Below are 24,438 nucleotides of genomic sequence, written 5' to 3' on the forward strand. Positions count from 1 at the left end.
TCCCGGGAAGGCGTCCGGGAGGCACGGGGCCCTGCCCGCCGGCCGCCCCGCACGGCACGGCACGCCCGCTGGAGACCGGCGGCCGGCGAGGCGGCGGACAGGGCGGCCGACGGGCAGCGCGGCCGACGGCGGTGGTCAGGACGGGGAGGCCGGAACCTCGGCCGGGCGCTTGAACATCCGGGTGGCGGTGATCTCGCCGTGGATGGCGGGGCCGTCCGGGTCCTGCGGGGCGGGCAGGCCGGGACGCAGGTGCTCCTCGACCGAGATGTACTTCAGCCCGGCCCGCAGGTCGGCGTCGTTGCGCAGCCGGATCACCAGCGGGAACTCGGCCAGCGCCGTGGTGTCGAACAGGCCGGTGGTGTAGATCAGCTGGACGCCGAGCGCGTCCGCCACCGCCCGCTGGAGCTCCAGCAGGTACGTCGCGTTGGCCCGGCCGATCGGGTTGTCCAGGAAGAGCGTCCCGGCGTGCCGCAGCTGCGACTGGCCCCGGTCGTTGGCGCGCAGCGCGGCCATCGTGCAGTAGAGCGCGATGGCGGCGGTGAGCAGCTGGCCGCCGGAGAAGACGTCGGACATCTGGCCGACGCTGACCCGCTCGGCGCGCAGCACCGCGTCCGGCTTGAGGATCTCGACGCTGACGCCCTTGGGGCCGATCGCGGCCGCGACGCCGCGCAGCAGCAGGGACATGCCGTCCCGGCGCAGGTCGCTGTTCTTGCGGACGGCGGCGCTGGTGGCCTCGTCGATGACCTCGCCGAGGCGCTCGGCCAGGACGCTCTGGTCCGGGTCCTCGAAGCGGATCCGGAGGAACTCCTGGCCGGACCACTCCCCCAGGCCCTCGGGCAGCCGGGAGAGCCGCTGGGCGGCGCGCAGGGTGGCGAGGGCGCTCTCGACCAGGCCGCGCAGCCGGTCGACGATGCTGCCGCGGTTGCGCTCCAGCTGCTGCAGCTCGTCGGTGAGCACCCGCAGGCGGGGCGCGAAGGCGGTGGCCCAGGCGGCGGCGTGGTCGGGCAGGGCGGCCGCGGGCAGCTCGCGGATCTGCTGGCGGGCCGGGGTGCGGACGGCCTCGTAGCGGGCGGCGTTGGCGTGCCGGATCAGGCCGTCCGAGGCGTCGCGGACGGCGAGTTCGGCGGCGGACAGCTCGGTGGCGGCGGTGCGCAGCGTCCGGCGGGTCTCGGCGGCGGCGGCGCGGGCCTCGGCGAGGCTGCCGAGGTAGGGCTCGGCGTGCTGCTCGGGCTCGTCCGGGTGCTCGCGCAGGCCGTCCCGGAGCTGGGCGGCGGCCTCCTCGAAGTCGGCGGCTCCGGTCTGCGAGGCCTGGTGGGTGCGCTGCAGGTCGGCGAGTCCGGTGCGGGCGCTCTCCAGCCGCTCGCGGCGCTCGGCGAGGCGGGTGGTGGCGGTGCGCAGCAGCGTCTGGGCGTGCTCGGGGTCGGTGGGGACGAGGTCCTCGGGCAGCTCGGTGTGGGCCTCGCCGGTGGCGGGGGCGGAGCGTTCGGCCTCGCCGCGCAGGCGGCCGAGCTGCTCGCTGGCGGTGGCGGAGCGGGCCTCGATGGTGGCGACCAGCTCCTCGGCGCGGGCGGCGGCGGCCTGCCGGGCCGGGCCGTCGGCGCCGTCGGGGCTGGCGAGCAGCTCCTCGGCGCGGGTGCGGACCTTGTTGGTGAGGCGGTCGAGTTCCTTGGCGGAGGCGGCCTCGTCGCTCTCGGCGCGGGCCTGCTCGGCGCGCAGGTCGGCGCCGACGCCGACCTTCTCGTACAGCTGGGAGGCGGCGCGGTAGGCCTCGCGCAGCGCGGGCAGCGAGGCGGGCGCGCGGTCGGCGCGGTCGCCGGCCTCGGCGGCGTCGGTGGTGGAGAGTTCGGCGCGTTCGGCGCGCAGGGTGCGGGTGGTGCGGCGGGCGTCGTCGGCGGCGCGCTGGGCGGCGCGGCGGTCCTCGTCGCAGGTGCGGGCGCGCTCGGCGCAGACGGCCTGGCGGCGGTCGCACTCGGTGGCGTCCTCGGCGAGTTCGCGCAGGCTCCTGGTCCAGTTGGCGCGTTCGCGCAGCCGGAAGGCGAGGCCGGACAGCGCGTCGGCGCGGCGGCGGGTCCGCTGGGCGGCCTCGCGGTGCTCCTCGTGGGTGGCGGCGGCGGCCGCGTGGTCGTTCTCGGCCTCGGCGTGCTCGGCGCGCAGGGTGGCGAGTTCGGCGGCGGCGGCCTCGGCCCTGAAGGCGGACTCCTCGGCGGCGGCCGCGAGTTCGGCGAGGGTGCCGGGCGGGCACTGGGCGTGCCAGGAGGCCAGGCGGGCGGCCAGCGCGCGGTCGCCGCCGAGGCGGGCGGCGAGTTCGCGGATGTGCTCCTCGCGGGCGGTGGCGCGGGCGCGCAGTTCGCGGCGCTCGCCGTCGGCCGCGCTCTCGTCGTGCATGGCGGGGTTCGGCGGCACCAGGAAGAAGGCCGGCTCGCCGGTGATCGGGGCGATCAGCGCGGCGGCGGTGCCGACGGCGACGGTGGAGCGCGGCAGCAGGGCGGCGGCCTGCAGGGCCTCGCGGGCGCGGTCGAGGGCGCCCGGGTCGGTGACGACGACGCCGTCGACGAGTTCGGGGCGGGCGGCGAGGATGTCGTCGTGGTCGGCCGGGTCGACGGACTGGGCCAGGTAGCGCCAGCCGGGCAGCGCCGGGACGCCGTGCTCGGCCAGGAACTCGACGGTGGCGAGGACGTCCGGGCCGGGCGGCAGCAGCCCGCCGTCGCCGAGGGCGGCGAGGATCCGGGAGTCGTCGGCGGCGGCGGTGCGCAGGTCGAACAGGGTGCGTTCGGCGGTGGCGACGGACTGGTCGAGCAGCTCGCGCAGCGCCTCGGCGGAGCGGTCCAGGACGGCGGGGGTGAGGAAGCCGTCGGCCTCCTCGGCGCCCTCCTGGTAGGGCTGCAGGGAGAGCAGCTCGGCGAGCCGGGGTTCGGCGGCGAGCAGGGCGGCGGTGCGGCGCTCGGTGGCGAGCGCGGCGGCGGCGGCCTTGCGGGCGTCGCCGGCCCGGGAGGCGGCGAGGTCGGCGCGGGCCTCGGCGGCGGCCGTCTCGCGGACCAGCGCGGCGGCCTGCTCGGCGGCCGTCCTGGCCTTGGCCAGGGCGGCGGTGGCGGCCTTCTCGGCGTCGGCGGCGTTCAGGGCGGCGCGGGCCGGGTCGGCCTCGCCGTCGGCCATCGTGTCGGTGTCCGCGTCGATCCAGCCGGAGGCGACGGCGGCCTGGGTCTCCTGCTCGACCTCGGCGAGGCGCTGGCGCAGGTGGTCGACCTCGCTGCGGGCCTTCTGGGCGGCGGTGGCGGCGGCGGTCGCGGCGGCCTGCGCCTTGGCGCCGTCGTCCTGGAGCTCGCCGGCCCGCAGCTCCTCCTGGTCGGCGCGCTCCTCGGCGGCGAGGGCGGCGCTCTCCAGGGCGCGGGCGAGGGCGCCGGCGGCGCGGGCCCGGGCGGCGAGGGCGGGGGCGGCGTCGAGTTCGGCCTCGCGGATGGCGGCGGCGACCCGGGCCGCGCGGTCGGCGGCGGCGCGGTGGCGCAGCACCGCCTCGGCGGCCTGCCAGGCGGAGTGCAGGGTGCGGGCCTCGATGAGTTCGCGGCGCAGGGCGGCGGCCTCGGTGGTGGCGGCGGCGAGCCCGAGGGTGGCGTGCCGGTGGGTCAGTTCGGCGGTGATCAGGCTGTGCCGGGTGCGGTCGCTCTCGGCGGCGGTGACGGCGCTCGCGGCGGCGGCGACCTCGACGGCGAGGTCCTGGGCGCGGTCGCGTTCGGCGGCGCCGCGGGAGGTGAGGGCGTGGGCGAGGCGGCGGGTGCGGCGCTCGGCGCCCCGGTGGGTCTCGCGGACGGATTCGCGGGCGGCGGTGGCGTCGACGATGCGCTGGAGCAGGTCGAGCGAGCCGGCCGTGAAGTCGCGTTCGGCGGTGAGTTCGGAGCGGCGGCCGAGCTTGGCGGCGAAGCCGTGCACCAGGTCGGCGAGGCCGTCGGTGTCGCGGGTGTCGGTGACGGCGCGCAGCAGCAGGTCGGTGAAGTCCGAGTCGTGCTTGACCGCGAAGAGGCCGGCGGCCTCGCCCTCGTCGGCGTTCATCTCGCGCTGGTAGCGGAACAGTTCGGGGTCGAGGCCGAGGTCGCCGAGGTGTTCGGTCCAGCGGTCGTGCCCGTCCTCGAAGGTGAGGTCGAGGTACGGGTGGGCCTTGCCGGCCTCGGTGAGGGCGTCGCGGAAGCCCTTCATGGTGCGGCGGCGGCCTCGGGCGCGCTGGTCGCCGCCCAGGCTGACGCGTTCGGCGACGGGGAGCGAGTCCAGGGTGAGGCCGGGGCCGGGGCGGAAGGAGTACCAGGTCTCGGCGAACTTGCGGGGGTCGGAGGAGACCTGCCGGCCGCGCCATTCGCTGACCTTGCCGACCACGATCAGCTCGCCGGTGACGGTGTGCTGCCACTCCAGGGCGACGTGCCCGCAGTCGTCGGCGAGCAGGAACTTGCGCAGCACGCCGGAACTGGCGCCGCCGAGGGTGTTGCGGTGGCCGGGGAGCATCACCGAGAAGATCAGCTTGAGCAGGACGGACTTGCCGCCGCCGTTCTCCAGGAAGAGCACGCCGGCGGGCGCGGGGCGGCGCTGCGGGCCCTCCGGCTCCTCGCCGAAGAGGCCGGGCTGCAGGGGTGCGGGGTCGGCGACCGGCTCGCCGACGCCGCGCAGGTCGAGCACCGTGTCGGCGTAGCGGGCGCCGGCCGGTCCGATGGAGTACAGGCGGACCCGGTTGAGCTCGTACATGTGCGGCGGTTCTCCAGTGCGGGCGGATCGGGAGGTGCGGGCGGTTCGCGGGTGACGGCGGGTTTCGAGGTGCCGGGGGCGGGCGGTTCGCAGGGGCCGGGCGGCTGCCGGGCCGGTGGGGTCAGAGCGAGTGGAAGGGCAGGCCGGCGTCGGCCACCAGCTCCTCGCTGTGGTCGGCGGGCAGCAGGGTGGCGCTGCCGTCGCTGACCGGGACGACCCCGAGGTCCAGCAGTTCGGCCATCGCACCGCTGGCCGCGAGGTCCCGCACCTGGAGCTGGTAGCGGGCGGTGGTGCGGTAGGTGCCGCCGGCGTCGTCGGCGGTCTTCTGCAGGAAGCCGGAGTCGACCAGGAAGAGCACCGCCTTGCCGGTGATGCCGATGGTCGAGCCGGAGAGCCGGCGGGCGTCCTTGGTGGCGCCGGTGGCGGTGCGCCGGGCCCAGACCCGCCAGGCGGCCTCCAGGCCGGGGGCGTCGCTCTGCGGGTCGGTGTTGTCGCCGGCGGCGTCGGCCTGCTCCTCCAGCCGGCGGCAGGCCTGCCGGACGAAGGCGTCGACGCCGTTGACGGTGATCCGGCCGAGGTAGCCGTCGTCGGCGAGGTCCTCGGGGCGGGGGAAGGCCATCGCGGCGACGGCGAGGTGCGCCAGGCCGTGCAGGAACCGGTCGGTGGACTCGGAGGCGGCCCGGCGCGAGTAGTCGCCCATCCGGACGGCGAACACCGAGTCCTCGGCGGCGGCGACCGCCATGCCGGCCCGCGCGGACACCTCCAGCACCACCAGGCCCATCCCGGTGGCGACGGCGTCGGCGAGCCGGGCGAACGGCGGGTCCTCCCGGTGGCGGCGGACCAGCTCGGCGTACTCGGCGTCGCGCGCCGGGAGCAGCTTGGCCTGCAGTCCGAAGGAGACCAGCCGGGCGGCGTCCGCGACGTCGGCCGGGGTGAGCGCGGCCGGGGCGGGTTCGGCCTCGGGCGCCCAGGGTGCGTCGTGGTGGGTCGTCACGGGCGGTGCTCCTCGGGGTGGTTCTGCGACTGGCGGTCCGTCATCAGCCGGCGTCCTTGCGGTCGGCGGCCATGCCCGCGGCGTCGAGCAGGGCGTTGCCGACGATCAGGTCGGCGCCGCCGAACTCGACGTCCCGCAGCGGGGTGCCGTCGTCGACGGCGAAGAGCAGGCGCTCCTCGCCCTGCCGGTAGGCGGTGCCGACCGGGGGGCTGGCCGCGTGCACGGCGAGCAGGGCGACCAGGTACGGGAGTTCCGGGTCCTGCCTGCGGGCGTCGGCGAGCAGGCCGGAGAGCCGGCGCGGGGCGTCGCTGGGCAGGTCGAGCAGCTCCAGGGCGGCCTCCAGCTGGGCCTCCGAGAAGCGGCTGTCGTCGGGGGTGGCGACGAGGTCGGGGTCGGGGAGCTCGGCGCCGAGGTGCTCGCGCTCGACCGGCGGGGTGAGCAGCAGGTCGACCAGGTCGGTGACCCGGACCGCGGTCGGGGTGCGCAGGCCGGTGCCCCGGGCGAAGAAGGCGTCGGTCGGGCGGACGGCCTGCTCGACCGGCAGCCGCAGCAGCGGGGCGAGCAGCTGCCCGTACAGGTCGATGCCGGTGCGGACGCCCGGGGAGGCGAAGGCCTGGCGGTCCTGCTCGGCGCGGAACAGCGGCCCGGCCTCCAGCAGGCGGGTCTGCAGCTGGGTGTGGCGGCGGATGCAGTCCTTGACGATGTCGACCAGCTCGGCCGCCCGGCGCTTGTGCTCGGCGCCCTCGGGGGTGTGCGGCTCGCTCTCGTCGCGGACCTTGCGGATGTTGGTGAGGATCGCGTTCTCGTGCCGGTAGCGGTCGGCGATGTGGTCGAGCGCCTCGTCGATCAGGTCGGGGACGGCCTGCATCCAGTCGACGGCGCGGACGTTGCGGCGGGTGGCGTCGAGCGCCCGGCGCAGCGTCTCGGCGTACTGGACGGTGCGGTAGCGGGCCTGCTCGGCGGCGAGCTGGGCGTCGGCGAGGCGGCCGCGGCGGATCAGCACCTCCAGCTTGACCTCGGCGGCGATCTGGGCCGAGGTGACGTCCGTGTCCAGCGCCCCGACCAGGACGTTCACGGCCTCGTCGGTGGTGCGCAGGTAGACGCCGCCGTCGGGGCCCGGCACCTCCTCGATCAGCTTGAAGTCGTAGTCCCGCCGGACGTACTCGCCGTCCGGGCCGAAGGTGCCGTAGACGGCCCGGAAGCCCCGGTCGACGCTGCCGACGTTGATCAGCGACTCCAGCACCCAGCGGGCCACCCGCTCGTGCTCGGCGGCCGGCCGGGGCGGGTTCTGCGCGGCCACCCTGGGCAGCATCCGGCCCAGCACTATGTCGCGGTCGGCGCCGGTGTCGAAGTCCATGTGGAGGGTGACCAGGTCGATCGCGGCCAGGCCGACCTCCGCCATCGCGTACCCGCCGTACTCGCCGGCCAGGTTCACCTTGCGGTTGTCGAGGTCGTGCAGCGGCGCGGTGCAGGCCAGCGCCTTGAGCCGGCGGGCGAGGCCCTCGTCGGCGGCGGGGCCGGGCGCGGGCCGGGCGGCTCCGGCGGGCGGCCGGAGCCCGTAGTCGGTGGGCTGGTCTGCGATGGCGGTCACGGAGGACAAGATTAGGGGTTCGCACCGACAACGACCGAAACGGGCCTTCCGGGAGGAGTCGGACGGCCTGCGGCGGGGCGGTCCGGCGGCGGGCGGCGGGGCGGTCGGAGGGCGGACGGCCGGCCGGCGGCGGAGCGCCCGCGACGGGCCCGTCGACCGGGCCCGGCCGCGCCGCACGGGGCTCCGGGAGGGGGCCGGGCGGGTGCCGGGAGGGGGCCGCGGGCCGGTCCGCCCGCGTCGATGCCCGCGAGCGGCCCCGTTCGCCCCCGCGACGGGCCGTGCCGCGCATACGGTGGGCCCACCGGCCGGCAGACGGCCGACGGCCCGGCCGGTGCGGTCCGCTCCTCCGTCCGGCTCCGGGCCTATTCCGCCCGTTCCGCAGGGAAGGAGGCCGCCATGGCGGTCCACGAATCGGTCGTCGACGCGATCGGCGGGACGCCGCTGTTCCGGCTGGCCCGGCTGGGGGCCGGGATCGCCGCACCGGTGTACGCCAAGGCGGAGTTCCTGAACATCGGCGGGAGCGTGAAGGACCGCGCCGCGCTGTCGATGATCGAGGCGGCCGAACGGGACGGCCTGCTCCGGCCCGGCGGCACGATCGTCGAGGCCACCTCCGGCAACACCGGGATCGGGCTGGCGATCGTCGGCCGCGGGCGCGGCTACCGGGTGATCGCCGGGGTGTCCGACCGGTCGGCGCGGGAGAAGTCGGACATCCTGCGGGCCTACGGCGCGGAGGTGGTGACCGCCCCGACGGCGCTGCCGGTCGAGCACCCGGACCACCTGTTCAACGTGGTGCGGCGGCTCACCGAGGAGATTCCCGGCGCCTGGCTCGCCAACCAGTACGACAATCCGGCCAATCCTGAGGCCCATCTGCGGACCACCGGCCCGGAGATCTGGGAGCAGACCGGCGGGCGGGTGACGCACTTCGTGGCCGGCGTCGGCACCGGCGGCACGATCAGCGGCACCGGGGCCTTCCTGAAGCAGGTCTCCGGCGGAGCCGTCACCGTGGTCGGGGCGGATCCGGAGGCGTCGGTCTACGGCGGCGGGGACGGCAGCCCGTACTTCGTGGAGAGCATCGGCCACTTCGTCCACCCCGGCACGGCGGAGGACCGCTGGCCGGAGTCCTACCGGCGCGAGGTGGTGGACCGCTTCGAGCGGATCCCGGACCGGGAGTCGCTGCTCACCGCCCGCCGGCTGGCCCGCGAGGAGGGGCTGCTGGCCGGCCCGTCCTCGGGCACGGCGGTGGCGGCCGCCCTGCGGCTGGCCCGGGGTCTCGGCCCGGAGGACCTGGTCGTGGTGCTCCTCCCCGACTCGGGGCGCTCCTACCTGTCCAAGGTGTTCAGCGACGACTGGCTGCGCCGGTGGGGCTTCCTGGAGGAGCCGCAGGACGACGGCCCGACCGTCCGGGCCGCGCTCGGCGCCGCGCCGGACCCGTCCGGCCGCCGGCTGGTCACCGTCCCGTCCGACGCCTCGCTGGCCGAGGCGCTGGTCCTGCTGCGCGGGGCCCCGGGCGGGGTCGCGCCGGTGGTCACGGCCCGGCGGGCCCGGCCGTACGGGATCAGCGCCACCGAGGTGCTGGGCTCGCTCTCGGCCGCGGCGGTCGGGCGCGCGATCGCCGAGGGCCGGGCGCTCCCGGCGGACCTGGCCGGCGACCGGCCCGGCCCGGCGCTGCCGACGGTGGGCGTCGGCGAGTCCGTCCGGGCCGCCTCGGCGGCGCTGGGGGCCGGGCACGAGGCCGCGGTGGTGCTGCTGGACGGGCGGGCCGTCGGCCTGGTCCACCGCTCCGAGCTGGCCGGGGCGGGCGCCGGAGGGCCGGCGGCCGGTGACGCGCCCGCCGGCACCCGGCCGGTGGCCGGGGAGCCGGTCAGCAGTACGTCCGGGCCTTCTTGACGGCGGGTTCGGCCTGGTGGGCGTCGAAGGTCACGGAGATCTGCTGCTGCGCCTCTCGCAGGGCGTCGGCGAGCGGCTGGAACTTGGCGTCCGCCAGGGCCGCCGCCCTGGCCAGCTCCTCGGCCCCGGCGAGCCGGGCCAGCGCGATGTCGAAGGCCTGCTCGCCGTCCGCCTTGCTGTCGGGCATCGGATCCGGCAGCCGGTGCACGGCCGCACAGGCCAACTCGGCGTCGGTGCCCTGGACTTTGCCGGTAGCCGCCCCCGACTGGCAGGCCGCCAGGGCCAGCAGCAGTCCGGCTGCGGCGGTTCCTACGATCGGACGCCTCATCAGTTCTCCCCCGTTCGACGACTTCCGGCCATCCTAGGGAGCTTCGCCCAGGGGGCGCAGGTCCTATCCCGGCCAGCTTGCGCGAAGCGGCAGCCCGTCACTCCGGCCGTCACCATGATGTCGATATGATCATCAAACTGGCAAAGGCAGGTCTCGCCGCGGCGCTGGCCCTCACCTCCCTCAGCGCCGCCGGAGCCACCACCGCCTCGGCCGCGGGCCCCGTGCAGGGCCCCGACCTGGCGGTCTCCCAGAGCGGCAACTACCCGATCTTCCCGATCGACAACACCAACATGGGCGTCACCTGGAGTTCGGCGGGCACCGCCGACGTCACCGGCGCCACCCACCTGACGGTCGAGCTGCCGCCCGGCGTGACCACCGACGGCGCGCTGATGTACTCCGTACCGCCGGACTTCACCTTCACCCAGACCGTCTCGGCGGACCGGCGCCGGCTGGAGGCCACCTTCGTGGGCACCCGCCGCCCCGGGCGCAGCGACTTCATGAAGGTGCAACTGGGCACCCACGGCACGGTCCGCCCGTCCGGGACGATCCGGGTGACGGCCTCCAACCGGGACGACGCCGACCTGTCCGACAACGTCAGCAGCTACGCGATCGGCGTCGGCCCGATCGCCTCGGCGGCCCCGGCCGCGCCGGCCGTCACCGCCATCGACACCACCACCGGGCCGGCCGCCGGCGGCACCGCCGTGACGGTCACCGGGACGGCCCTCGACAACGGCTTCGTGCTCTTCGGCGACCGCCCCGCCACGGGTGGCTGCACCAGCACCTCGTGCACCGTGACGGCGCCGGCCGGCGCCGGCAGCCTGCCGGTCACCGTGGTCACGCCGGGCGGGCACGCCGACGCACCGGCCGCCTTCGGGTACGTCGGCACGCCGCCCGTCCCGGCGGCGCCGGCGGTGACCTCGATCGGCACCGCGACCGGTGGCCCGGCCGCCGGCGGCACCGCCCTCACCGTCCTCGGCTCCGGCCTGACCTACGGCACGGTGGCGTTCGGCGGCGTCCCGGCGACGCACGTCTCGTGCGGCCCGACCGCCTGCACCGCCGTCTCCCCGGCGGGGACGGGCACGGTGGACGTGACGGTGACGACACCCGGCGGCACCAGCGCGCCGGTCACCGCCGACCGGTTCACGTACACCGCCTGAGGTCTCAAGCTCTCCACCCCCCGGTGCCCGGTCGGCCGCCCGCCGACCGGGCACCGGCCTGTCCGGGCCCGTCCCGCCGCAATGTTGAACACGTTCAATTCTAGGTCTAGAGTCAGCGCTGCACGGGTGAGGAGAATCGTCACCCGTCCTTCCACCTGGGGGTACGCAGATGAGCAGGACGCCGAACGAGACCGAGCGGACCGCACTGCGCACGGTCCGCCGCTGGCTCTGGATCTTCGTGGTCTGCCTGGTGCTCAGCGGCCTGACCGCCTTCCCGCTGGAGACCGAGACCCGCTGGCTGGCCGACCTCGCCACCGGTCCGGCCGCGCCGGTCAGCGAGCACTTCCCCGGACTCCTGGCGAAGCTGTTGCAGGTCCGCGACGGCATCGCCGACACCAACCGCCGGTACCCCTTCCTCGCCTACGGCACCGACTGGCTGGCCTTCGCCCACCTGGTGATCGCGGTGGCCTTCTGGGGGCCGATCCAGGACCCGGTCCGCAACGTCTGGGTGATCCGGTGGGCGACGATCGCCTGCGGCGCGATCATCCCGCTGGCGCTGATCTGCGGGCCGCTGCGCGGCATCCCGCTGTACTGGCGATTCGTCGACATGTCGTTCGGTGTGGTCGGCGTGGTCCCGCTGCTGATCGTGCTGCGCGGCATCCGCTCGATCGAGCGCGGCGCCGCCGGGCGCAGCACCCGGCGGGACGCGGGGCACGACACCGGTGACGACACCGTGCACGGCACCGGGCGGCGCGCCGCCGGCACCGCCGCCACCGCCTGACCGGCCCGCCGGAGGGCGTCCCGCTGAGCCAACCGGGGGAACCTCCCCAGTGCCTGCCCCGGCCGCCTCCCGGCGTCCGGGTCAGGTGCGCCCGGCGTAACGAGCAGGCCCTACCATCGCCCTGAAGAGCTGACGGGAGGCGGAACGGGCGTGGCCGATACGGTGATCGATCTCAATGCGGACCTCGGGGAGGGCTTCGGTCGCTGGACACTGACCGACGACGAGGCCCTGTTGTCGGTGGTGACCAGTGCCAACGTCGCCTGCGGGTTCCACGCCGGGGACCCGTCGACGATGCGCCGGGTCTGCGCCCTGGCCGCCGAGCGCGGCGTCCGGATCGGCGCCCAGGTCTCCTACCGCGACCTGGCCGGATTCGGCCGGCGGGCGATGGACGTCCCGCCGGAGGAGCTGGCGGACGAGATCGCCTACCAGATCGGCGCCCTCCAGGTGTTCGCCCGGGCGGCCGGCTCACGCGTCTCGTACGTCAAACCGCACGGCGCCCTCTACAACCGGGTGGTCGCCGACTCGGAGCAGGCCGAGGCCGTGGTGGCCGGGATCCTGCGGGCCGGGGCGGTGTGCGACGGCCCGCTGCCGGTGCTCGGCCTGCCCGGCTCCCGGCTGCTCGCCGTGGCGGAGGGCGTCGGGCTGCCGGTCGTCGCCGAGGCCTTCGCCGACCGCGCCTACACCTGGGCCGGCACGCTCGTCCCCCGCCGGGACCCGGACGCCGTGGTGCACGACCCGGAGGCCGTGATCTCCCGCGCGGTCGGCATGGCCCGCGACGGCCTGGTCACCGCCATCGGCGGCGAGCCGGTCGCCATCGAGGCCCGGTCGCTGTGCGTGCACGGGGACACCCCCGGCGCCGCCCAGCTCGCCTGGCGGGTGCGCGGGGCGCTGGCCTCGGCCGGCATCCGGGTGGAGGCGTTCAGCTGAGCGCCGGCCACCGCCGGCAGCTCCCCGGCGGCGCGGACCGCCCGGGACCTACCGTCCGCCGGGCCGGCCCGGGCGCCCTGCTCGCCGAGGTGGCGGACACCGCGGAGGCCGGCGCCCTGTACGCCTGGCTGTCCGCGCTGCGCGCCGCCGGGGAGCTGCCGGCGGTGGCCGAGATCGTGCCGGCCGCCCGGACCGTCCTGCTCGACGGCGCCGAGGACGTCCCGGCGCTGACCGCCCTGCTGACGGCCTGGCGCCCGGCGGCCGGCACCGGACCGCAGGGCCCGCTGGTGGAGGTCCCGGCCGTCTACGACGGCGCCGACCTCGCCGAGGTGGCGGCGCTCTGGGGCGTCTCCCCCGAGGCGGCCGTCCGGATCCACACCGAGCCGCTGTACCGGGTGGCGTTCTGCGGTTTCGCACCCGGCTTCGGCTACCTCACCGGCCTGCCCGAACGGTACGAGGTGCCCCGCCGGGCCACGCCGCGCACCGCGGTGCCCGCCGGGTCGGTGGCGCTGGCCGGCCCCTGGACCGGGGTGTACCCGCGGTCCTCCCCCGGCGGGTGGCAGTTGCTCGGCCGGACCGCCCTGACGCTCTGGGACACCGGGCGCGAGCCGGCCGCCCTGCTCGCGCCGGGTGTCCGGGTGCGGTTCACCGCGGTGCGGCCCGGATGAGCGCGCTGGCGGTGGTCCGCCCCGGGCCGCTGACGACGGTTCAGGACCTCGGGCGGCGCGGCGTCGCCCACCTCGGCGTGCCACGGGCCGGCGCCCTGGACGAGCCCGCCCTGCGGGCGGCCAACCGGCTGACCGGCAACGACCCGGGCGCCGCCGTACTGGAGACGACCGTCGGCGGGGTCGCCCTGCGGACGCTCGGGCCCGTCCTGCTGGCGGTCACCGGAGCCCCCGCGCCGGTCCGGGTGGACGGGCGGCCCGCCGCCTGGGGCGCCGCCGTCGCCGTCCCCGCGAACGCGCTGGTCGAGGTCGGGCCGGCCACCCACGGGGTCCGAAGCTATCTGGCCGTCGCGGGCGGGATCGCCGTCCCGCCGGTGCTCGGCAGCCGCTCGGCCGACCTGCTGTCCGGCCTCGGCCCGCCGCCGCTGGCCGTCGGCACCGTCCTGCCGGTCGGCCCGCCGCCGGCCCTGCGGCCGCGCCCCGAACTCGTCCCGCTGCCCGCTCCCCCGGCCGGGCTGGTGCTGCGCCTGCACCTGGGCCCCCGGGCCGACTGGTTCGAACCGGGGGCGGTGGCCCGGCTGGCCCGCGACCGGTACCGGGTCGCCGCCGCCAGCAACCGGATCGCGCTGCGGACCGACGGCCCGCCGGTCGGCCGCGCGCGCAGCGGCGAGCTCCCGAGCGAGGGGATGGTGCTGGGCGCCGTCCAAGTCCCGCCGGACGGCCGCCCGGTGGTCTTCCTCGCCGACCACCCCACCACCGGCGGCTACCCCGTGGTCGGCGTGGTGCCGCCCGCGGACCTGGCGGCCGCCGCCCAGGCCCGGCCGGGCACGCCGCTGCGTTTCGTGCTGCTGCGCGGCTGAAGCCCGCCCGGAGGGGCGGACCGTTCGTCAGTGGGCGAGCGCCCCGGCGACCGCCCGGACGAAGCCCTCGGGGTTGTCGATCATGATGTTGTGCCCGCAGTCCGGCACCGCGGTCACCTGCACGCCCGCGCTCCGCAGCCGCGCGGCGCCGGCCGGCTCGCCGTCCGCGGCCGGGTGCAGGAAGGTGCGCGGGAGCGGCAGGTCCAGCAGCAGCTCGCGCACGCTGCCCCGGGCCAGGTGGACGGCGCTGCGGTGCAGCGCCTCCGGGCCGGCCAGCCGCATGGTGGCCCACCAGAACGGGCTCACCGACTCCCGCACCTCGCGCCGGCCCCCGTTCAGGAACTCCTCCTCCGTGAAGGTGGCGATGCCGCTGCTGCCGGACCGGCGGGACGGGCTCACGGGGTCGAGGTTGGCGTCCACCAGGACGAGGGCGGAGACCAGGTCCGGATGGCGGGCGGCGAGGTGCACGGCGACGGTGCCGCCCATGCTGTGGCCGATCACCTCGGCGCCGGCGACACCGGCGGCGCGCAGGGCGGCCGCCAGGGCGTCCGCGTGCGCCTCCATGGTGTACGGGAAGTCGGTGGGGCGGTCGCTGAGGCCGAAGCCGAGCAGGTCGGCCAGCAGGGAGCGGCGGCCGGACAGCACCGGGTGGGCGGCGACGGCCGCGAAGTAGGCGGGCGCGGTGGCGCCGAGACCGTGGACGTACACCCGGGCCGGGTCGGCGCCGGGGAGTTCCACCCAGCGCAGCCGGTCGCCGTTCGGGGTCACGGGGGTGTGCCGCATGGCCGTCTCTCCTTCAGGTGCGGGACGGAGGGTCCGGTGGTGGGGACCGCCTCCGCACCATACATCGATGCCGAGGTATCTCGTAGTCGATATATGGGATCCGGTGATCTGGAAGAGTGGAGCCATGCTGAAGCTCGCGATCCTCGGACTCCTCCACGAGCGGCCGCTGCACGGCTACGAGCTGCGGCGCCACCTCGCCGCGCTCACCGGCCACGTCCGGCCGATCAGCGACGGCACGCTCTACCCCGCGATCAAGCGCCTGGAGGCCGACGGGCTGCTCGTCCGCGAGACCGAGCCCGGCACCACCGCCGCCCCGCGGCACACCCTGCACCTCACCGAGGACGGCCGGGCGGCCCTGGCCGACCGCCTGCGCACCCCCGAGGACCTCGACATCAGCGACGAGAACCGCTGGTTCACCGTGCTGGCCTTCCTGCGCCACCTGGACGCGCCCGCCGAGCAGGCCGCCGTGCTGCGCCGCCGGCTCGCCTTCCTCCAGCAGCCCGCCAGCTTCTTCTACGACGGCGAACGCCCGCTCGGCGCCGAGGAGTTCGAGGACCCGTTCCGGCGCGGCCTGCTCCTGATCGCCCGCACCACCACCCAGGCCGAACTGGCCTGGCTGGAATCGACCCTCGCCGAACTGGACGCCGGGGCCGGGAGCGCGCGGCCGGCCGGCTGAGCCCGGCACACGGCCGGGGCCGTGCCGTCCGGGCGCGGGCCCGACGCGTCGGCCCGACCCGGGCCGACACTCCCGGCACGGGTCCGACCCGACCCGGGCGGGCCGGGTCGGGTCGGGCCAGGGGACTCCCGGACGCGCCACCGGGGGTCAGTGCCGGTGATGGGCGTGCACCACGGCGTGACCCCGGCCGCGGGCGATCATCCAGCGGTTCACCGGGACGGTCAGCACGAAGGCGAGCGCCAGCGAGCCGGCCAGCGCGGCCCAGAACAGCGCGTTGCCGAGACCGGCGTCCATCGCACCGGGGACGGTGACCATCACGGTGTTGTCGATCAGCTCCATCACCAGGATGGACACCGTGTCGGCGGCCAGCGCGACCTTGACGGCCCGGCGCACCGGCAGGCCGGCCCGCAGCACGCCGCGCATGGTGAGCGCGTAGCCGAAGACGAAGGCCAGGGCGACCGACAGGACCACGGTGGCGCCGTTGTGCAGGCCGAGTGCCGTGCCCAGGATCATGCCCAGCACCTCACCGATCGCGCAGCCGGTGAGGCAGTGCAGGGTGGCCTGCACCGCCGTGCGCCAACCGCCGTCCCGGGCGGGACCGTGACCGGCGTGGCCGGCGTGGGCACTGTGGCCGGCATGGGCTTGACCGCCGCCCTGGGCGCCGTGCCCGCCGTGGGCGGTGTGAGGTCCTCCGGCGCCGTGGGTGCCGGTTGCGTGGTGCGCGGGGTCTGCCATGTCGTCCTCCGCCGGTACTGATGCCGATGCCGATCCGCCGCCTGTTCCGCGGTTCGTCGGTGCCAACGTTATACCCCCAGGGGGTATTCCCGCATCGTCATTCGCCCGCGTCGGGCCCGGCCGCCCCGATCGAGGACAGCGGCGTCCCGGCCAGTAAGGCCCACCCCGTCCGGCCCGAGCGCCCGCCGTCGATCTCCGCCCCCGGCCGCGCCGGGCCCGTGCCGCAGCGGACGGCGATCGGCCTGAACCAGCTCTCCTACGACAGCGCGCAGGTTGACATACCGTCAGCATCGCGGGCGGCACCGGCCGTCCGGGTACGACCGGAAAGCATCCTCACGCCTTCCCGGCACCCCTCCGGGCACTTCCCGTCGGCCGGCCGCCGTGCTCCGATGGGGCCATGAGCGAAGAGCGACGCAAGGGCTATCGGGGGACCGGCCCCGGGGCGATCACGCCGGACGGCTGTGCGGTGGAGGTGTGGGAGCGGCTGCCCGTCGGGGACGAGCCGGAGGTGATCGCCCGGGCCGCGCCGGCCGGGGCGAGCATCCTGGAGCTGGGCTGCGGGGCGGGCCGGGTGACGCACCCGCTGGTCGGCCGCGGCTTCGCGGTCACCGCCGTTGACGAGTCGGCCGAGATGCTGGCGCGGATCCGCGGCGCCCGGACGGTGCGCAGCCCGATCGAAGCGCTGGACCTGGGTGAGCGGTTCGACGTGGTGCTGCTCGGGTCCTTCCTGGTGCACGCGGGCGATCCCGAGGTCCGCCGTGGCCTGCTGCGGTGCTGCCTGCGCCACGTCGCCCCGGGCGGTGCCGTCCTGATCCAGCGCGAGGGCGCCGGCTGGCACAGCGGGCTGCCCCGCGAGCGCAGGATCGGCGACGGGCTCTCCCGGGTGGTGTCCGCGGAGCCGGCCGGCCCCGGGGTGAACTCCGTCCACGTCGAGTACGTCTTCCCCGACGCGCGGTGGACCCAGACCTTCCTCTCCCGGCCGCTCACGCCCGAGGCCTTCGAGCGGGCGCTCGCCGAGTGCGGGCTCAGGGTGGACAGCTACCTGACGGCGGACGGGACCTGGGCCCGGGCGGTGCCGCTGGGCTGAGCGGCCGGACCGACCGTCGGCGCCGGTCGACCGGGCCGGTCGTCCGGGGCCGGCCGGCCGGGTGGAGGGGCTGCCGCCGCCCGGCGGCCGGCCGCAGGTCGTGCGGCGCCGGGGGGACGGCGGGGCCGCCCCGGGGGCGAAGGATCTCCCGACACCTTCACCGCGTACTATCGGGCCGCGCCGGGCTGCGCGCGGCGCCTGCGCCGGGCGGCAGGTCCGGCCCCGGCATGCGCGGAGACGCACCACGTACGCGCCGCCGTCCGCCGGTACGCCCCCCGCCCGCCTCTCAGCACGACGAAACGGACCGCTCATGCGCATCGACCGACTGATACCCCGGGCGGGTAGCCGGTGATCGACTGGTTCCACGGGGCCGTGCTCGGCCTGATCCAGGGGCTGACCGAGTTCCTGCCGGTCTCCTCCAGCGCCCACCTGCGGGTCTTCTCCGCCCTGCTGGGCTGGGACGACCCCGGAGCGGCGTTCACCGCGGTGACCCAGCTCGGCACCGAGTCCGCCGTGCTGATCTACTTCCGCCGCGACATCGCCTCGATCGTGAAGACCTGGACGCTCTCCCTGTTCCGGCCCGCACTGCGCTCGCACCAGGACGCGCGGATGGGCTGGTTCGTGATCATCGGCACGCTGCCGATCGGCATCCTCGGCGCGACCTTCCAGCACACCATCGAGAACTCGCTGCGCGACCTCCGGGTGATCGGCACCACGCTGATCCTCTTCGGCGTCATCCTGGCCGTCGCCGACCGCACCCGGGCCGTCCGGCACGCCAGGCCGATCAGCGACCTGACGCTGCCGCACGCGATCGGCTACGGCTTCGCCCAGGCGCTCGCCCTGATCCCCGGGGTCTCCCGCTCCGGCGGCACCATCAGCGCGGGCCTGCTGCTCGGCTACAGCCGGGAGGCCGCGGCCCGGTACTCCTTCCTGCTCGCCATCCCGGCGGTGCTGGCCTCCGGCGTGCTGGAGGTCTTCAAGATCGGTGAGGGCCCGGCGCCCGCCTGGGGCCCGACCCTGCTGGCCACCCTGATCGCCTTCGTGGTCGGCTACGCGGCGGTCGCCTGGTTCCTGAAGTACATCTCCTCGCACAGCTTCACGCCGTTCGTGGTGTACCGGATCCTGCTCGGCGTCCTGATCATCGGCCTGGTCACCTTCGGCGTGCTCGAACCCGACGCCGGCGTGGTCGTGGCGAAGTAGTCGCGCTCCCGCAACAGACCCGGAACGCCCGCCGGACGCCGTCGGCCCCGATCGTCGAGACGATCGGGGCCGACGGCGTCGGTACGGGTGCCGTTCCTGCCGGTGTGCGACGACGGCCCGACCGGAGCGGACCCCGCCAGGGCGCGGATCCCCGGTGGGGCGCGTCGCCGTACGGCCGGGCGCCGAGGACCGGACGCGGCGGGCGCCGGGCGCGGCGGTGCTAGCGGCCGCGCTCGCGGGCGGTCAGCCGGCCCCGGACGGCGGCGTGGACCTCGGCCTCCTCGGCCGGGTCGGCGGCGAGGCGGCGCAGCCGCTCCAGCACCCGGGCGTCCCCGGTGGTGGCGACGTGGCGGGCGGCCAGCTCGCGGGTGGCCTCCTCGCAGTCCCAGAGGCATTCGACCGCCGGGCCCTCGGGGAAGTGCCGGTCGGTGGCGGCCAGCGCCCGGGCCGCGCGACCGCGCAGCTCGGAGGAGGCGGCCTCGCCGTAGACGTGGCGCAGGGCCGGGACGGCAGCGGCGGCGGCCAGCCGCCCCGCGCCGTCGACCAGCGTGCCGAGCCCGACGCCGGACACCCCGCGGACGGAGATCCAGCGGCGCAGCGCATCGACCACGACCGGGCCGTCGGCCGGTTCGCCGGCGTCCGCCAGCAGCTGGACGGCGGCCTCGCCGAGGGCGCTGTCGGCGCCGCCGGTGGCCGGGTCGGCCCAGCGGCGGGCGTGGGCCAGTGCCTCCGGGCCGCGCATCCGGCCGAGGACCTCCAGCGCGGCCCGCACGACGCGCTCGTCGACGTCCGCGGCGGCGGCCTCGATCAGTGCGGGGACCGCCTGGTCCCGCACGTCCACCAGGTGGCGCAGGGCGGCCCGGCGGGCGCCGGGCAGCCCGGAGCGGGCGGCTTCCAGCAGCGTGTCGCGGTCCTCGGGGCGGACCACCGCGCTGAGGCAGCGGGCGGCCGCGGCGGCCCGGCGGGCGCCGGCGTCCGGCTCGGAGGGCTCGGAGGGGTCGTAGCGGTGGAAGGCGGCGGCGCCGTCGAACGGATCACCCTCGTCGGCCCAGGCGAGCACGCCGGCCACGCTCCAGCCGGGCGTGACCCCGCCGCGGTTCAGCTGGCGCTGCCACAGGTCGAAGGGCGACTGCTCGCTCGCGGTGGCGATTCTGGGGTGGTGCGCGGCCCACAGCCGCCAGGGCCGGGGCTCGTACGCGCCGCGGACGGCGGCCCGCAGGTCGGCGTCGCCCTCGGGGCCCTCGGGGAAGCGGTCGAGGATCGCCGGGCCGAGGACCAGCAGGCCCAGGTCGTCGTCGCGCATCGCGAGCTCGTCCAGGGCCCAGGCCCAGTTGGTGCCGGTCGCGGCGTACTCGCGCAGCATCAGCAGGGCGTCCCGGCGCCCGTAGGCGGCGAGGTGGCCGAGCACGGAGAGGGCCAGGCCGGTGCGGTTGTCCTCGTGGTCGAGCAGGTCGTCCGGGGCGTGCAGGTGGTCCTCGATGCCGTCGAGCGGCGCTTCGAGCTCCATGTAGAGGCGTGCGTAGTAGAGGGAGCGGTTCTCGACCTGCCAGTCGGCGCGGGGGTCGTTGGTGACGCACTCCTCCAGGGCGGAGATCGCCTCGGTACGGTCGGCCGCCAGCGCATGGAGCTGCCCGTCACCGCGGCCTCGCTGGAGGAGGCCGAGGAGGCTGGCACTGGGCGCTATCACTGGCTCGAACATGAGGTCAGCATCCGTTGCGGCGGTCGTAGTGGCAACGGGATTTCCGTCGCCGGGGGTCATTTGTCGGTCTTGCGGTGGGCGCCCGGGCGCCGGAATCACCGAAGGTTACCCCTTGTACGGGCCCCGCGCACACAGGGCGTGGGACGGCGGGGCCGGCCCTGCCCCGCGGCGGCCCGGCGGCGGCCCGGCGGCGGCGCGGAGCGGCCCGGGGCGGCCCGGGGCGGCGGTCCGTCCGGCGACGGGCGCCTGCCGGACCGCTGCCCGGGGGTACCGGGCGGGCGGCTCCCGCCGGGCGGGCGCGGCCGGACGGCCCGCGGGCGACGCTGCCTGCGGGTACGGGCCGGGCCGCCTGCGGCGACGCGCGGCCCGGCCGGCCCGGACGGCGGTCGGGCGCCTGCGGGGCCCGCCCGCTCCGGCATATGCCAGGGACATTGCCGCGAATTTGCCCAAATCCCTCACAGGGCCGGTACCGCTGTGCGACAGTCGTCTCACAACCTCACCGTCACCGACCAGGTGGGACCTTCGGATGAGCCTCCCCTCCCCCGCCGCCTCCGGGCCCGCCGTGGCGGCCGCCGCCGTCGGCGCCGCCGAGTGGGACCTGCTCACCGACCAGGTCCGCTGGTCCCCCGAAGCCTTCCGGCTGCTCGGCCGCGATCCGGGGCTCGGCCCGCTCAGCCTCGACCAGCTCCCGGCCCGGCTCCCCGAGCAGGACCGCCCCGCCCTCCGGCGGATGATGACCGACGCCCTGGTGCACGGGCGCACGCCGGCCGGCACCGTCCGGATCCTGTGCCCGGACGGCCACCGGGTGCTCGTGCACTGTGCGGGCGTACCGGTGGTCGACGAGGACGGGCAGGTCACGGCGCTGCGGATGCTGCTGCGAGCGGTCTGAGGCCCCTGCGGCCACCGCCCGTTCCCGCGACCGGCCGGACCGCAGCGACCTGACCGGCCGACCGGACCGGCCTCGGGAGACCCGCCGCGACTACCGGCCGACCCGGGCCACCCGCCGGGATCGGACTTCGGGATCGGACCGTCGGGATCCGGCCACCGCGGGCGCCCGCCCCGGGCCGGGGCGGACCGGCCGCGCTCAGGCCAGCCGGGGCCGCTGCTTCGCGTCCGCCACCCGCAGCTCCTGGCGCAGCTCGTCGCGCAGCTCGTCCACCTCCGGCAGGCCCTGGTAGCGGCCGGTCAGCCGGTACATCTCGCGCAGCCGGTCCCAGGTGCGGTGCGAAGAGGTCTGGCCGATCGAGGCCATCGCCATCTTGGCCTGCACATGGGCCTCGTCCGGCTCGCCGGAGAGCCAGTGGACGGAGGCCAGGGTGATCCGGTCCAGCAGCGCCGAGCGCTCCCGGCCGTTGCGCGAGCGCAGGTCGATCGCCAGCTTGGCGTGCCGGACGGCCAGCGGCGCCGCGCTCGGGTCGTGCTCGGCGAGGGTCCGGTAGACCAGCGCCTGCATGCCGTGCAGCTCGGCCTCGTTGAACAACTGCATCCAGGACGGCAGGGCCTCGCCGTTGTCCCGGACGAAGAGGTCCTCGGCCTCGCCCAGCACCCGCCGGGTCGCCTGCGAGCGGCCCAGCGCGGCCTGCGCCCAGGCCTCCACGGTGTGCAGCATCGCCTGCGTCCTGGGCAGCGTCTCGCCGCCGCCGCTGGCGTTGGCGGCCTGCATCAGGTCGAGCGCGTCGTCGGCCCGGCCGAGGTGCATCATCTGCCGGGCGGCCCGGGAGATGGCCTCGCCGGCCCGGGGGCGGTCCTCCGCCTCCTTGGCCGCCTGGGCGGCGATCACGAAGTACTTCTGCGCGGTCGGCTCCAGGCCGACGTCGTGCGACATCCAGCCCGCCAGCACCGCGAGGTTGGCCGCGACGATCCACAGCCGGCGGTCCAGCGCCGGGGCGTGGCGGTGCGTCAGCAGCCCGCCGACCTCGTTCAGCTGGCCGACCACGGCCTTGCGCTGCAGGCCGCCGCCGCGCGAGGCGTCCCAGGCGCGGAACACCTCCACCGAGCGCTCCAGCGCCTCCACCTCGTCGAAGCCGACCTGGCCGGACTCGTACACGTCCACGACGGGCCGCGCGCCCGCCTGGGTGACCACCTGCCTGGGCCCCGGCCGGCCGGCCGCGTACGCGACCGCCTCCCCCGTGAGCCAGCCCTGGAGGGAGTCGGCGACGACCGCTCCCGCCGTGAGTGCGGCGCCCGCACCCACCAATCCGCGTCGGTTGAGCATGAGGTCCATTCCCGTGAACTCGGTAAGGACCGCGGCCGTTCGATCCGGCTCCCAGGGTTCTGCCGACTGCGCTGTCGTGGACCTGGAGGGCCGGTGTCGTTCCAGACCGAGGTCCTCAGTGGTGACGACACGGCCGAGCCGCTCGGTGAACACGGCTGCCAGCACCCGCGGCACCGGATCGCGGGGGATCTCCCCCTGCTCGATCCAGCGGCGCACCCGCGAGGTGTCGGTGGACAGTTGCTGCTGTCCCATCGCCGCACCCCGCCGGTTCACCAGCCGCGCCAGCTCGCCCTTGGACCATCCGGTCAGGGCGAAGAGGTCGGCCAGTCGTGTGTTGGGTTCCCTGCTCACGTGAAGCCCCCAGGTTCCTCGGCTGGTTCGACCCTAGTGCGGTGTCATGTGCCAAGCGAGCATTCGCCAGGCTTCGCCAGGGTCCGCCACATGGTGTGCCAGTGGCATCTCGGTGTGATGTAGAGGTGCGCCACCCCGCCCTCGGGGTCGGGGGCGCCGCCGGCAGGCCAGGGGCGCTCCCCCGACCACTCCGGCGGCGCCCCCGGGACCTCTCCCGAGGGGGTGGCGCGGCCGGGTGGCGCGGGGGCGCCGGGCACGGCAGCGGCAGTCGGACCGACCACGTTTCCCCAGGACGCGGACGGACCCCCGGCGGCCGTCCGGAAGGGTCCAGGCCCTCCGTCCGTGCCCGGCGCCCGCGCTCCAGACGACCGCACCGAGCGGGGCAGGCGACGCACCAGGAAGCGCACCGCCAGCCCTCCCCCGCGAGAGCGGGGGCCAGCCCGCCGACGGCAAGGAAGGGATCACCCACCCCTCATGTACTCCTCAGCGACCTCGCCCGCCCCGACCGCCACCCGCCCCGCGCTGCGTCCCCCCACCGCGGCCGGCACCCGTCCCGGCCCGAAGCCGGTGCCGCAGAGCCGCCCCGCGGCCGCCCGCGGCACCGACGGCCGCTCCACGGACGCCCGGGGGCAGGCCGGCCGGACGGCTCTGGGCCTGCGCGCCCCCGACTCCGCCCTGAACGGCGGGGTCCCGCGGCAGGCCCCCGTCCGGCCGGGCGAGCGGATGCTGCGCGGCCGGCCGGTCCAGCCCCTGGTCGCCGAGCGGATCGACCCGGCCGCCCTGCAGACCCCGGCGGTCCGGGCCGCGCTGGCCAACATCGCGCGGATATGTCCCGCGTTCACCCCGCGGCAGGTCCTGCGCGAGGGCAGCCGCCACATCCTGGTGGCGGGCACCATCGGACGCGCTCCGGTGGTGGCCAAGTGCCTGGCCCCGCAGGCCGTCCGGGGTGACCAGTTCGACCAGCTGGTGGCGGACTTCCACCACGAGGTCGCGGTCTACCGGGCGTTCGTCCGGCACCGCCCGCCGGTCCGGCTGCCGCGGCTGGTGGCCGCCGACCACGACCGGTGCGTGCTGGTCGTGGAGCGGGTGCCGGGCCGGCCCGCGGCCCGCGAGCGGCACCCGGTCAACGCGCCCACGCCGGGCGAGATCCGGGCGATCCTCGGCGCGGTCCGCACCCTCAACCTGTGGCGGCCGCCGACCGACGTCTTCCACACGCCGCTGGACTACCAGATGGAGATCGCCCGCTTCCACTCCGTCGGCCAGCTGACCGACCGGGACGCCGGGGACCTCCGCGGGCTGCTGCACGGTCTCAGCCACACCCCGCTGCAGCTCTGCCACGGCGACGCGCTGCTCAGCAACATGCTGCTGGCGCCGTCCGGCCCGGTGCTGGTCGACTGGGAGCAGGCCGGCTGGTACCTGCCCGGCTACGACCTCGCGGTGCTGTGGAGCGTGCTGTCCGGGGACACCGCGGCGCGGCGTCAGATCAGCCAGCTCGCGCAGTCCGGCGGGACCCTCGCCCGGGACGCGTTCCTGGTCAACCTGGTGCTGGTGCTGATGCGGGAGATCAGGCTCTACGACGTGCCGGGCGCCGGCGAGGAGCAGCGGATCATGATCCGCCGGCTGTACGACGACGCCGCGCTGGCCCGCCGGGCCGTCCGCGCCGCGGTGGGGACCCGCTGACCGCGGGCGGACCGGCCAAGCGCCGGACACCGGCGGACCCGTACCCGCGGGCCGGAGCGACGGGCGGAGCACCGGGCAGGCCGTCGCCGTGGCGGCC

18 protein-coding genes and 1 pseudogene are annotated in these 24,438 nt (G+C 76.6%); 11 read left to right on the forward strand and 8 right to left on the reverse strand.

Annotated elements, in window-relative coordinates; genetic code table 11:
• Positions 1–135: 135 nt before the first annotated feature.
• The 3 genes from IE329_RS21435 to IE329_RS21445 all read right to left on the reverse strand — a co-directional run bounded on the left by IE329_RS21435 (position 136) and on the right by IE329_RS21445 (position 7,310).
• Positions 136–4,725: a coiled-coil domain-containing protein gene (locus tag IE329_RS21435; RefSeq protein ID WP_190212561.1), complete on the reverse strand. Its 4,590-nt coding sequence runs from the start codon at positions 4,723–4,725 to the stop codon at positions 136–138.
• A 121-nt stretch (positions 4,726–4,846) separates the two neighbouring features.
• Positions 4,847–5,719 (reverse strand): hypothetical protein, encoded by an 873-nt coding sequence (locus IE329_RS21440; RefSeq protein WP_190212562.1) that lies wholly within the window; start codon positions 5,717–5,719, stop codon positions 4,847–4,849.
• A 43-nt stretch (positions 5,720–5,762) separates the two neighbouring features.
• A complete protein-coding gene (locus tag IE329_RS21445; protein WP_229927629.1) occupies positions 5,763–7,310 on the reverse strand; it encodes a hypothetical protein in 1,548 nt (515 codons plus the stop codon).
• Positions 7,311–7,706: 396 nt separating this feature from the next.
• Here IE329_RS21445 and IE329_RS21450 point away from each other — a divergent pair, with 396 nt between their 5' ends.
• The gene (locus IE329_RS21450) at positions 7,707–9,197 is read left to right on the forward strand and encodes a pyridoxal-phosphate dependent enzyme (protein WP_190212563.1); all 1,491 of its coding nucleotides are present in this window, start codon (positions 7,707–7,709) and stop codon (positions 9,195–9,197) included.
• Here IE329_RS21450 and IE329_RS21455 read toward each other — a convergent pair.
• Positions 9,172–9,525 carry a hypothetical protein gene (locus IE329_RS21455; protein ID WP_190212564.1) on the reverse strand — a complete coding sequence of 118 codons (354 nt, stop codon included), beginning with the start codon at positions 9,523–9,525 and terminating at the stop codon, positions 9,172–9,174. The genes IE329_RS21450 and IE329_RS21455 overlap by 26 nt on opposite strands.
• 125 nt (positions 9,526–9,650) lie before the next feature.
• Here IE329_RS21455 and IE329_RS21460 point away from each other — a divergent pair, with 125 nt between their 5' ends.
• From IE329_RS21460 to IE329_RS21480, 5 genes are all read left to right on the forward strand, one after another.
• On the forward strand, positions 9,651–10,682 hold the full coding sequence (locus tag IE329_RS21460; RefSeq protein WP_190212565.1) for an IPT/TIG domain-containing protein: 1,032 nt from the start codon (positions 9,651–9,653) through the stop codon (positions 10,680–10,682).
• A 169-nt stretch (positions 10,683–10,851) separates the two neighbouring features.
• Positions 10,852–11,463, forward strand: a complete 612-nt coding sequence (locus IE329_RS21465) for a hypothetical protein (RefSeq protein WP_229927630.1) — start codon at positions 10,852–10,854, stop codon at positions 11,461–11,463.
• 150 nt (positions 11,464–11,613) lie between these two features.
• Positions 11,614–12,390: a LamB/YcsF family protein gene (locus tag IE329_RS21470; protein ID WP_229913083.1), complete on the forward strand. Its 777-nt coding sequence runs from the start codon at positions 11,614–11,616 to the stop codon at positions 12,388–12,390.
• Between the two features lie 89 nt (positions 12,391–12,479).
• Positions 12,480–13,058: a 5-oxoprolinase subunit PxpB gene (pxpB, locus tag IE329_RS21475; RefSeq protein ID WP_229927631.1), complete on the forward strand. Its 579-nt coding sequence runs from the start codon at positions 12,480–12,482 to the stop codon at positions 13,056–13,058.
• The gene (locus IE329_RS21480) at positions 13,055–13,915 is read left to right on the forward strand and encodes a 5-oxoprolinase subunit C family protein (protein WP_190212566.1); all 861 of its coding nucleotides are present in this window, start codon (positions 13,055–13,057) and stop codon (positions 13,913–13,915) included. The genes pxpB and IE329_RS21480 overlap by 4 nt, the downstream gene beginning before the upstream one ends.
• Before the next feature lie 27 nt (positions 13,916–13,942).
• On the opposite strand, the gene IE329_RS21485 is transcribed toward IE329_RS21480, so the two are convergent.
• Complete coding sequence (locus tag IE329_RS21485) at positions 13,943–14,698, reverse strand: alpha/beta fold hydrolase (protein WP_190212567.1); 756 nt, start codon at positions 14,696–14,698, stop codon at positions 13,943–13,945.
• Between the two features lie 124 nt (positions 14,699–14,822).
• Here IE329_RS21485 and IE329_RS21490 point away from each other — a divergent pair, with 124 nt between their 5' ends.
• Positions 14,823–15,374, forward strand: coding sequence for a PadR family transcriptional regulator (locus IE329_RS21490; protein ID WP_190212568.1), 552 nt, complete (start codon positions 14,823–14,825; stop codon positions 15,372–15,374).
• Between the two features lie 147 nt (positions 15,375–15,521).
• On the opposite strand, the gene IE329_RS21495 is transcribed toward IE329_RS21490, so the two are convergent.
• On the reverse strand, positions 15,522–16,109 hold the full coding sequence (locus tag IE329_RS21495) for a DUF4396 domain-containing protein (RefSeq protein ID WP_190212569.1): 588 nt from the start codon (positions 16,107–16,109) through the stop codon (positions 15,522–15,524).
• A 397-nt stretch (positions 16,110–16,506) separates the two neighbouring features.
• Here IE329_RS21495 and IE329_RS21500 point away from each other — a divergent pair, with 397 nt between their 5' ends.
• Complete coding sequence (locus tag IE329_RS21500; RefSeq protein WP_190212570.1) at positions 16,507–17,196, forward strand: class I SAM-dependent methyltransferase; 690 nt, start codon at positions 16,507–16,509, stop codon at positions 17,194–17,196.
• A 351-nt stretch (positions 17,197–17,547) separates the two neighbouring features.
• Complete coding sequence (locus tag IE329_RS21505; RefSeq protein WP_229927641.1) at positions 17,548–18,396, forward strand: undecaprenyl-diphosphate phosphatase; 849 nt, start codon at positions 17,548–17,550, stop codon at positions 18,394–18,396.
• A 220-nt stretch (positions 18,397–18,616) separates the two neighbouring features.
• On the opposite strand, the gene IE329_RS21510 is transcribed toward IE329_RS21505, so the two are convergent.
• Positions 18,617–20,095, reverse strand: a complete 1,479-nt coding sequence (locus IE329_RS21510; protein WP_190212572.1) for a HEAT repeat domain-containing protein — start codon at positions 20,093–20,095, stop codon at positions 18,617–18,619.
• Between the two features lie 526 nt (positions 20,096–20,621).
• Here IE329_RS21510 and IE329_RS21515 point away from each other — a divergent pair.
• On the forward strand, positions 20,622–20,984 hold the full coding sequence (locus IE329_RS21515) for a PAS domain-containing protein (protein WP_190212573.1): 363 nt from the start codon (positions 20,622–20,624) through the stop codon (positions 20,982–20,984).
• Positions 20,985–21,179: 195 nt separating this feature from the next.
• Here IE329_RS21515 and IE329_RS21520 read toward each other — a convergent pair whose 3' ends face one another.
• Positions 21,180–22,661: a DNA-binding protein NsdB gene (locus tag IE329_RS21520; RefSeq protein ID WP_190212574.1), complete on the reverse strand. Its 1,482-nt coding sequence runs from the start codon at positions 22,659–22,661 to the stop codon at positions 21,180–21,182.
• Positions 22,662–23,296: 635 nt separating this feature from the next.
• Here IE329_RS21520 and IE329_RS21525 point away from each other — a divergent pair.
• Positions 23,297–24,341 (forward strand): annotated as a pseudogene (locus IE329_RS21525) (aminoglycoside phosphotransferase family protein); the annotation flags it as partial.
• Between the last annotated feature and the right edge of the window lie 97 nt (positions 24,342–24,438).

Origin of the sequence: Kitasatospora indigofera, from assembly GCF_014655955.1 — a bacterium.
Taxonomy (GTDB): Bacteria; Actinomycetota; Actinomycetes; order Streptomycetales; family Streptomycetaceae; genus Kitasatospora; species Kitasatospora indigofera.

Coding starts and splice junctions, on each gene's coding strand:
- IE329_RS21510 (WP_190212572.1), bottom strand. CDS start 20,095: ATGTTCGAGCCAGTGATAGCGCCCAGTGCCAGCCTCCTCGGCCTCCTC.
- IE329_RS21490 (WP_190212568.1), top strand. CDS start 14,823: ATGCTGAAGCTCGCGATCCTCGGACTCCTCCACGAGCGGCCGCTGCAC.
- IE329_RS21485 (WP_190212567.1), bottom strand. CDS start 14,698: ATGCGGCACACCCCCGTGACCCCGAACGGCGACCGGCTGCGCTGGGTG.
- IE329_RS21460 (WP_190212565.1), top strand. CDS start 9,651: ATGATCATCAAACTGGCAAAGGCAGGTCTCGCCGCGGCGCTGGCCCTC.
- IE329_RS21435 (WP_190212561.1), bottom strand. CDS start 4,725: ATGTACGAGCTCAACCGGGTCCGCCTGTACTCCATCGGACCGGCCGGC.
- IE329_RS21495 (WP_190212569.1), bottom strand. CDS start 16,109: ATGGCAGACCCCGCGCACCACGCAACCGGCACCCACGGCGCCGGAGGA.
- IE329_RS21515 (WP_190212573.1), top strand. CDS start 20,622: ATGAGCCTCCCCTCCCCCGCCGCCTCCGGGCCCGCCGTGGCGGCCGCC.
- IE329_RS21465 (WP_229927630.1), top strand. CDS start 10,852: ATGAGCAGGACGCCGAACGAGACCGAGCGGACCGCACTGCGCACGGTC.
- IE329_RS21500 (WP_190212570.1), top strand. CDS start 16,507: ATGAGCGAAGAGCGACGCAAGGGCTATCGGGGGACCGGCCCCGGGGCG.
- IE329_RS21480 (WP_190212566.1), top strand. CDS start 13,055: ATGAGCGCGCTGGCGGTGGTCCGCCCCGGGCCGCTGACGACGGTTCAG.
- IE329_RS21450 (WP_190212563.1), top strand. CDS start 7,707: ATGGCGGTCCACGAATCGGTCGTCGACGCGATCGGCGGGACGCCGCTG.
- IE329_RS21455 (WP_190212564.1), bottom strand. CDS start 9,525: ATGAGGCGTCCGATCGTAGGAACCGCCGCAGCCGGACTGCTGCTGGCC.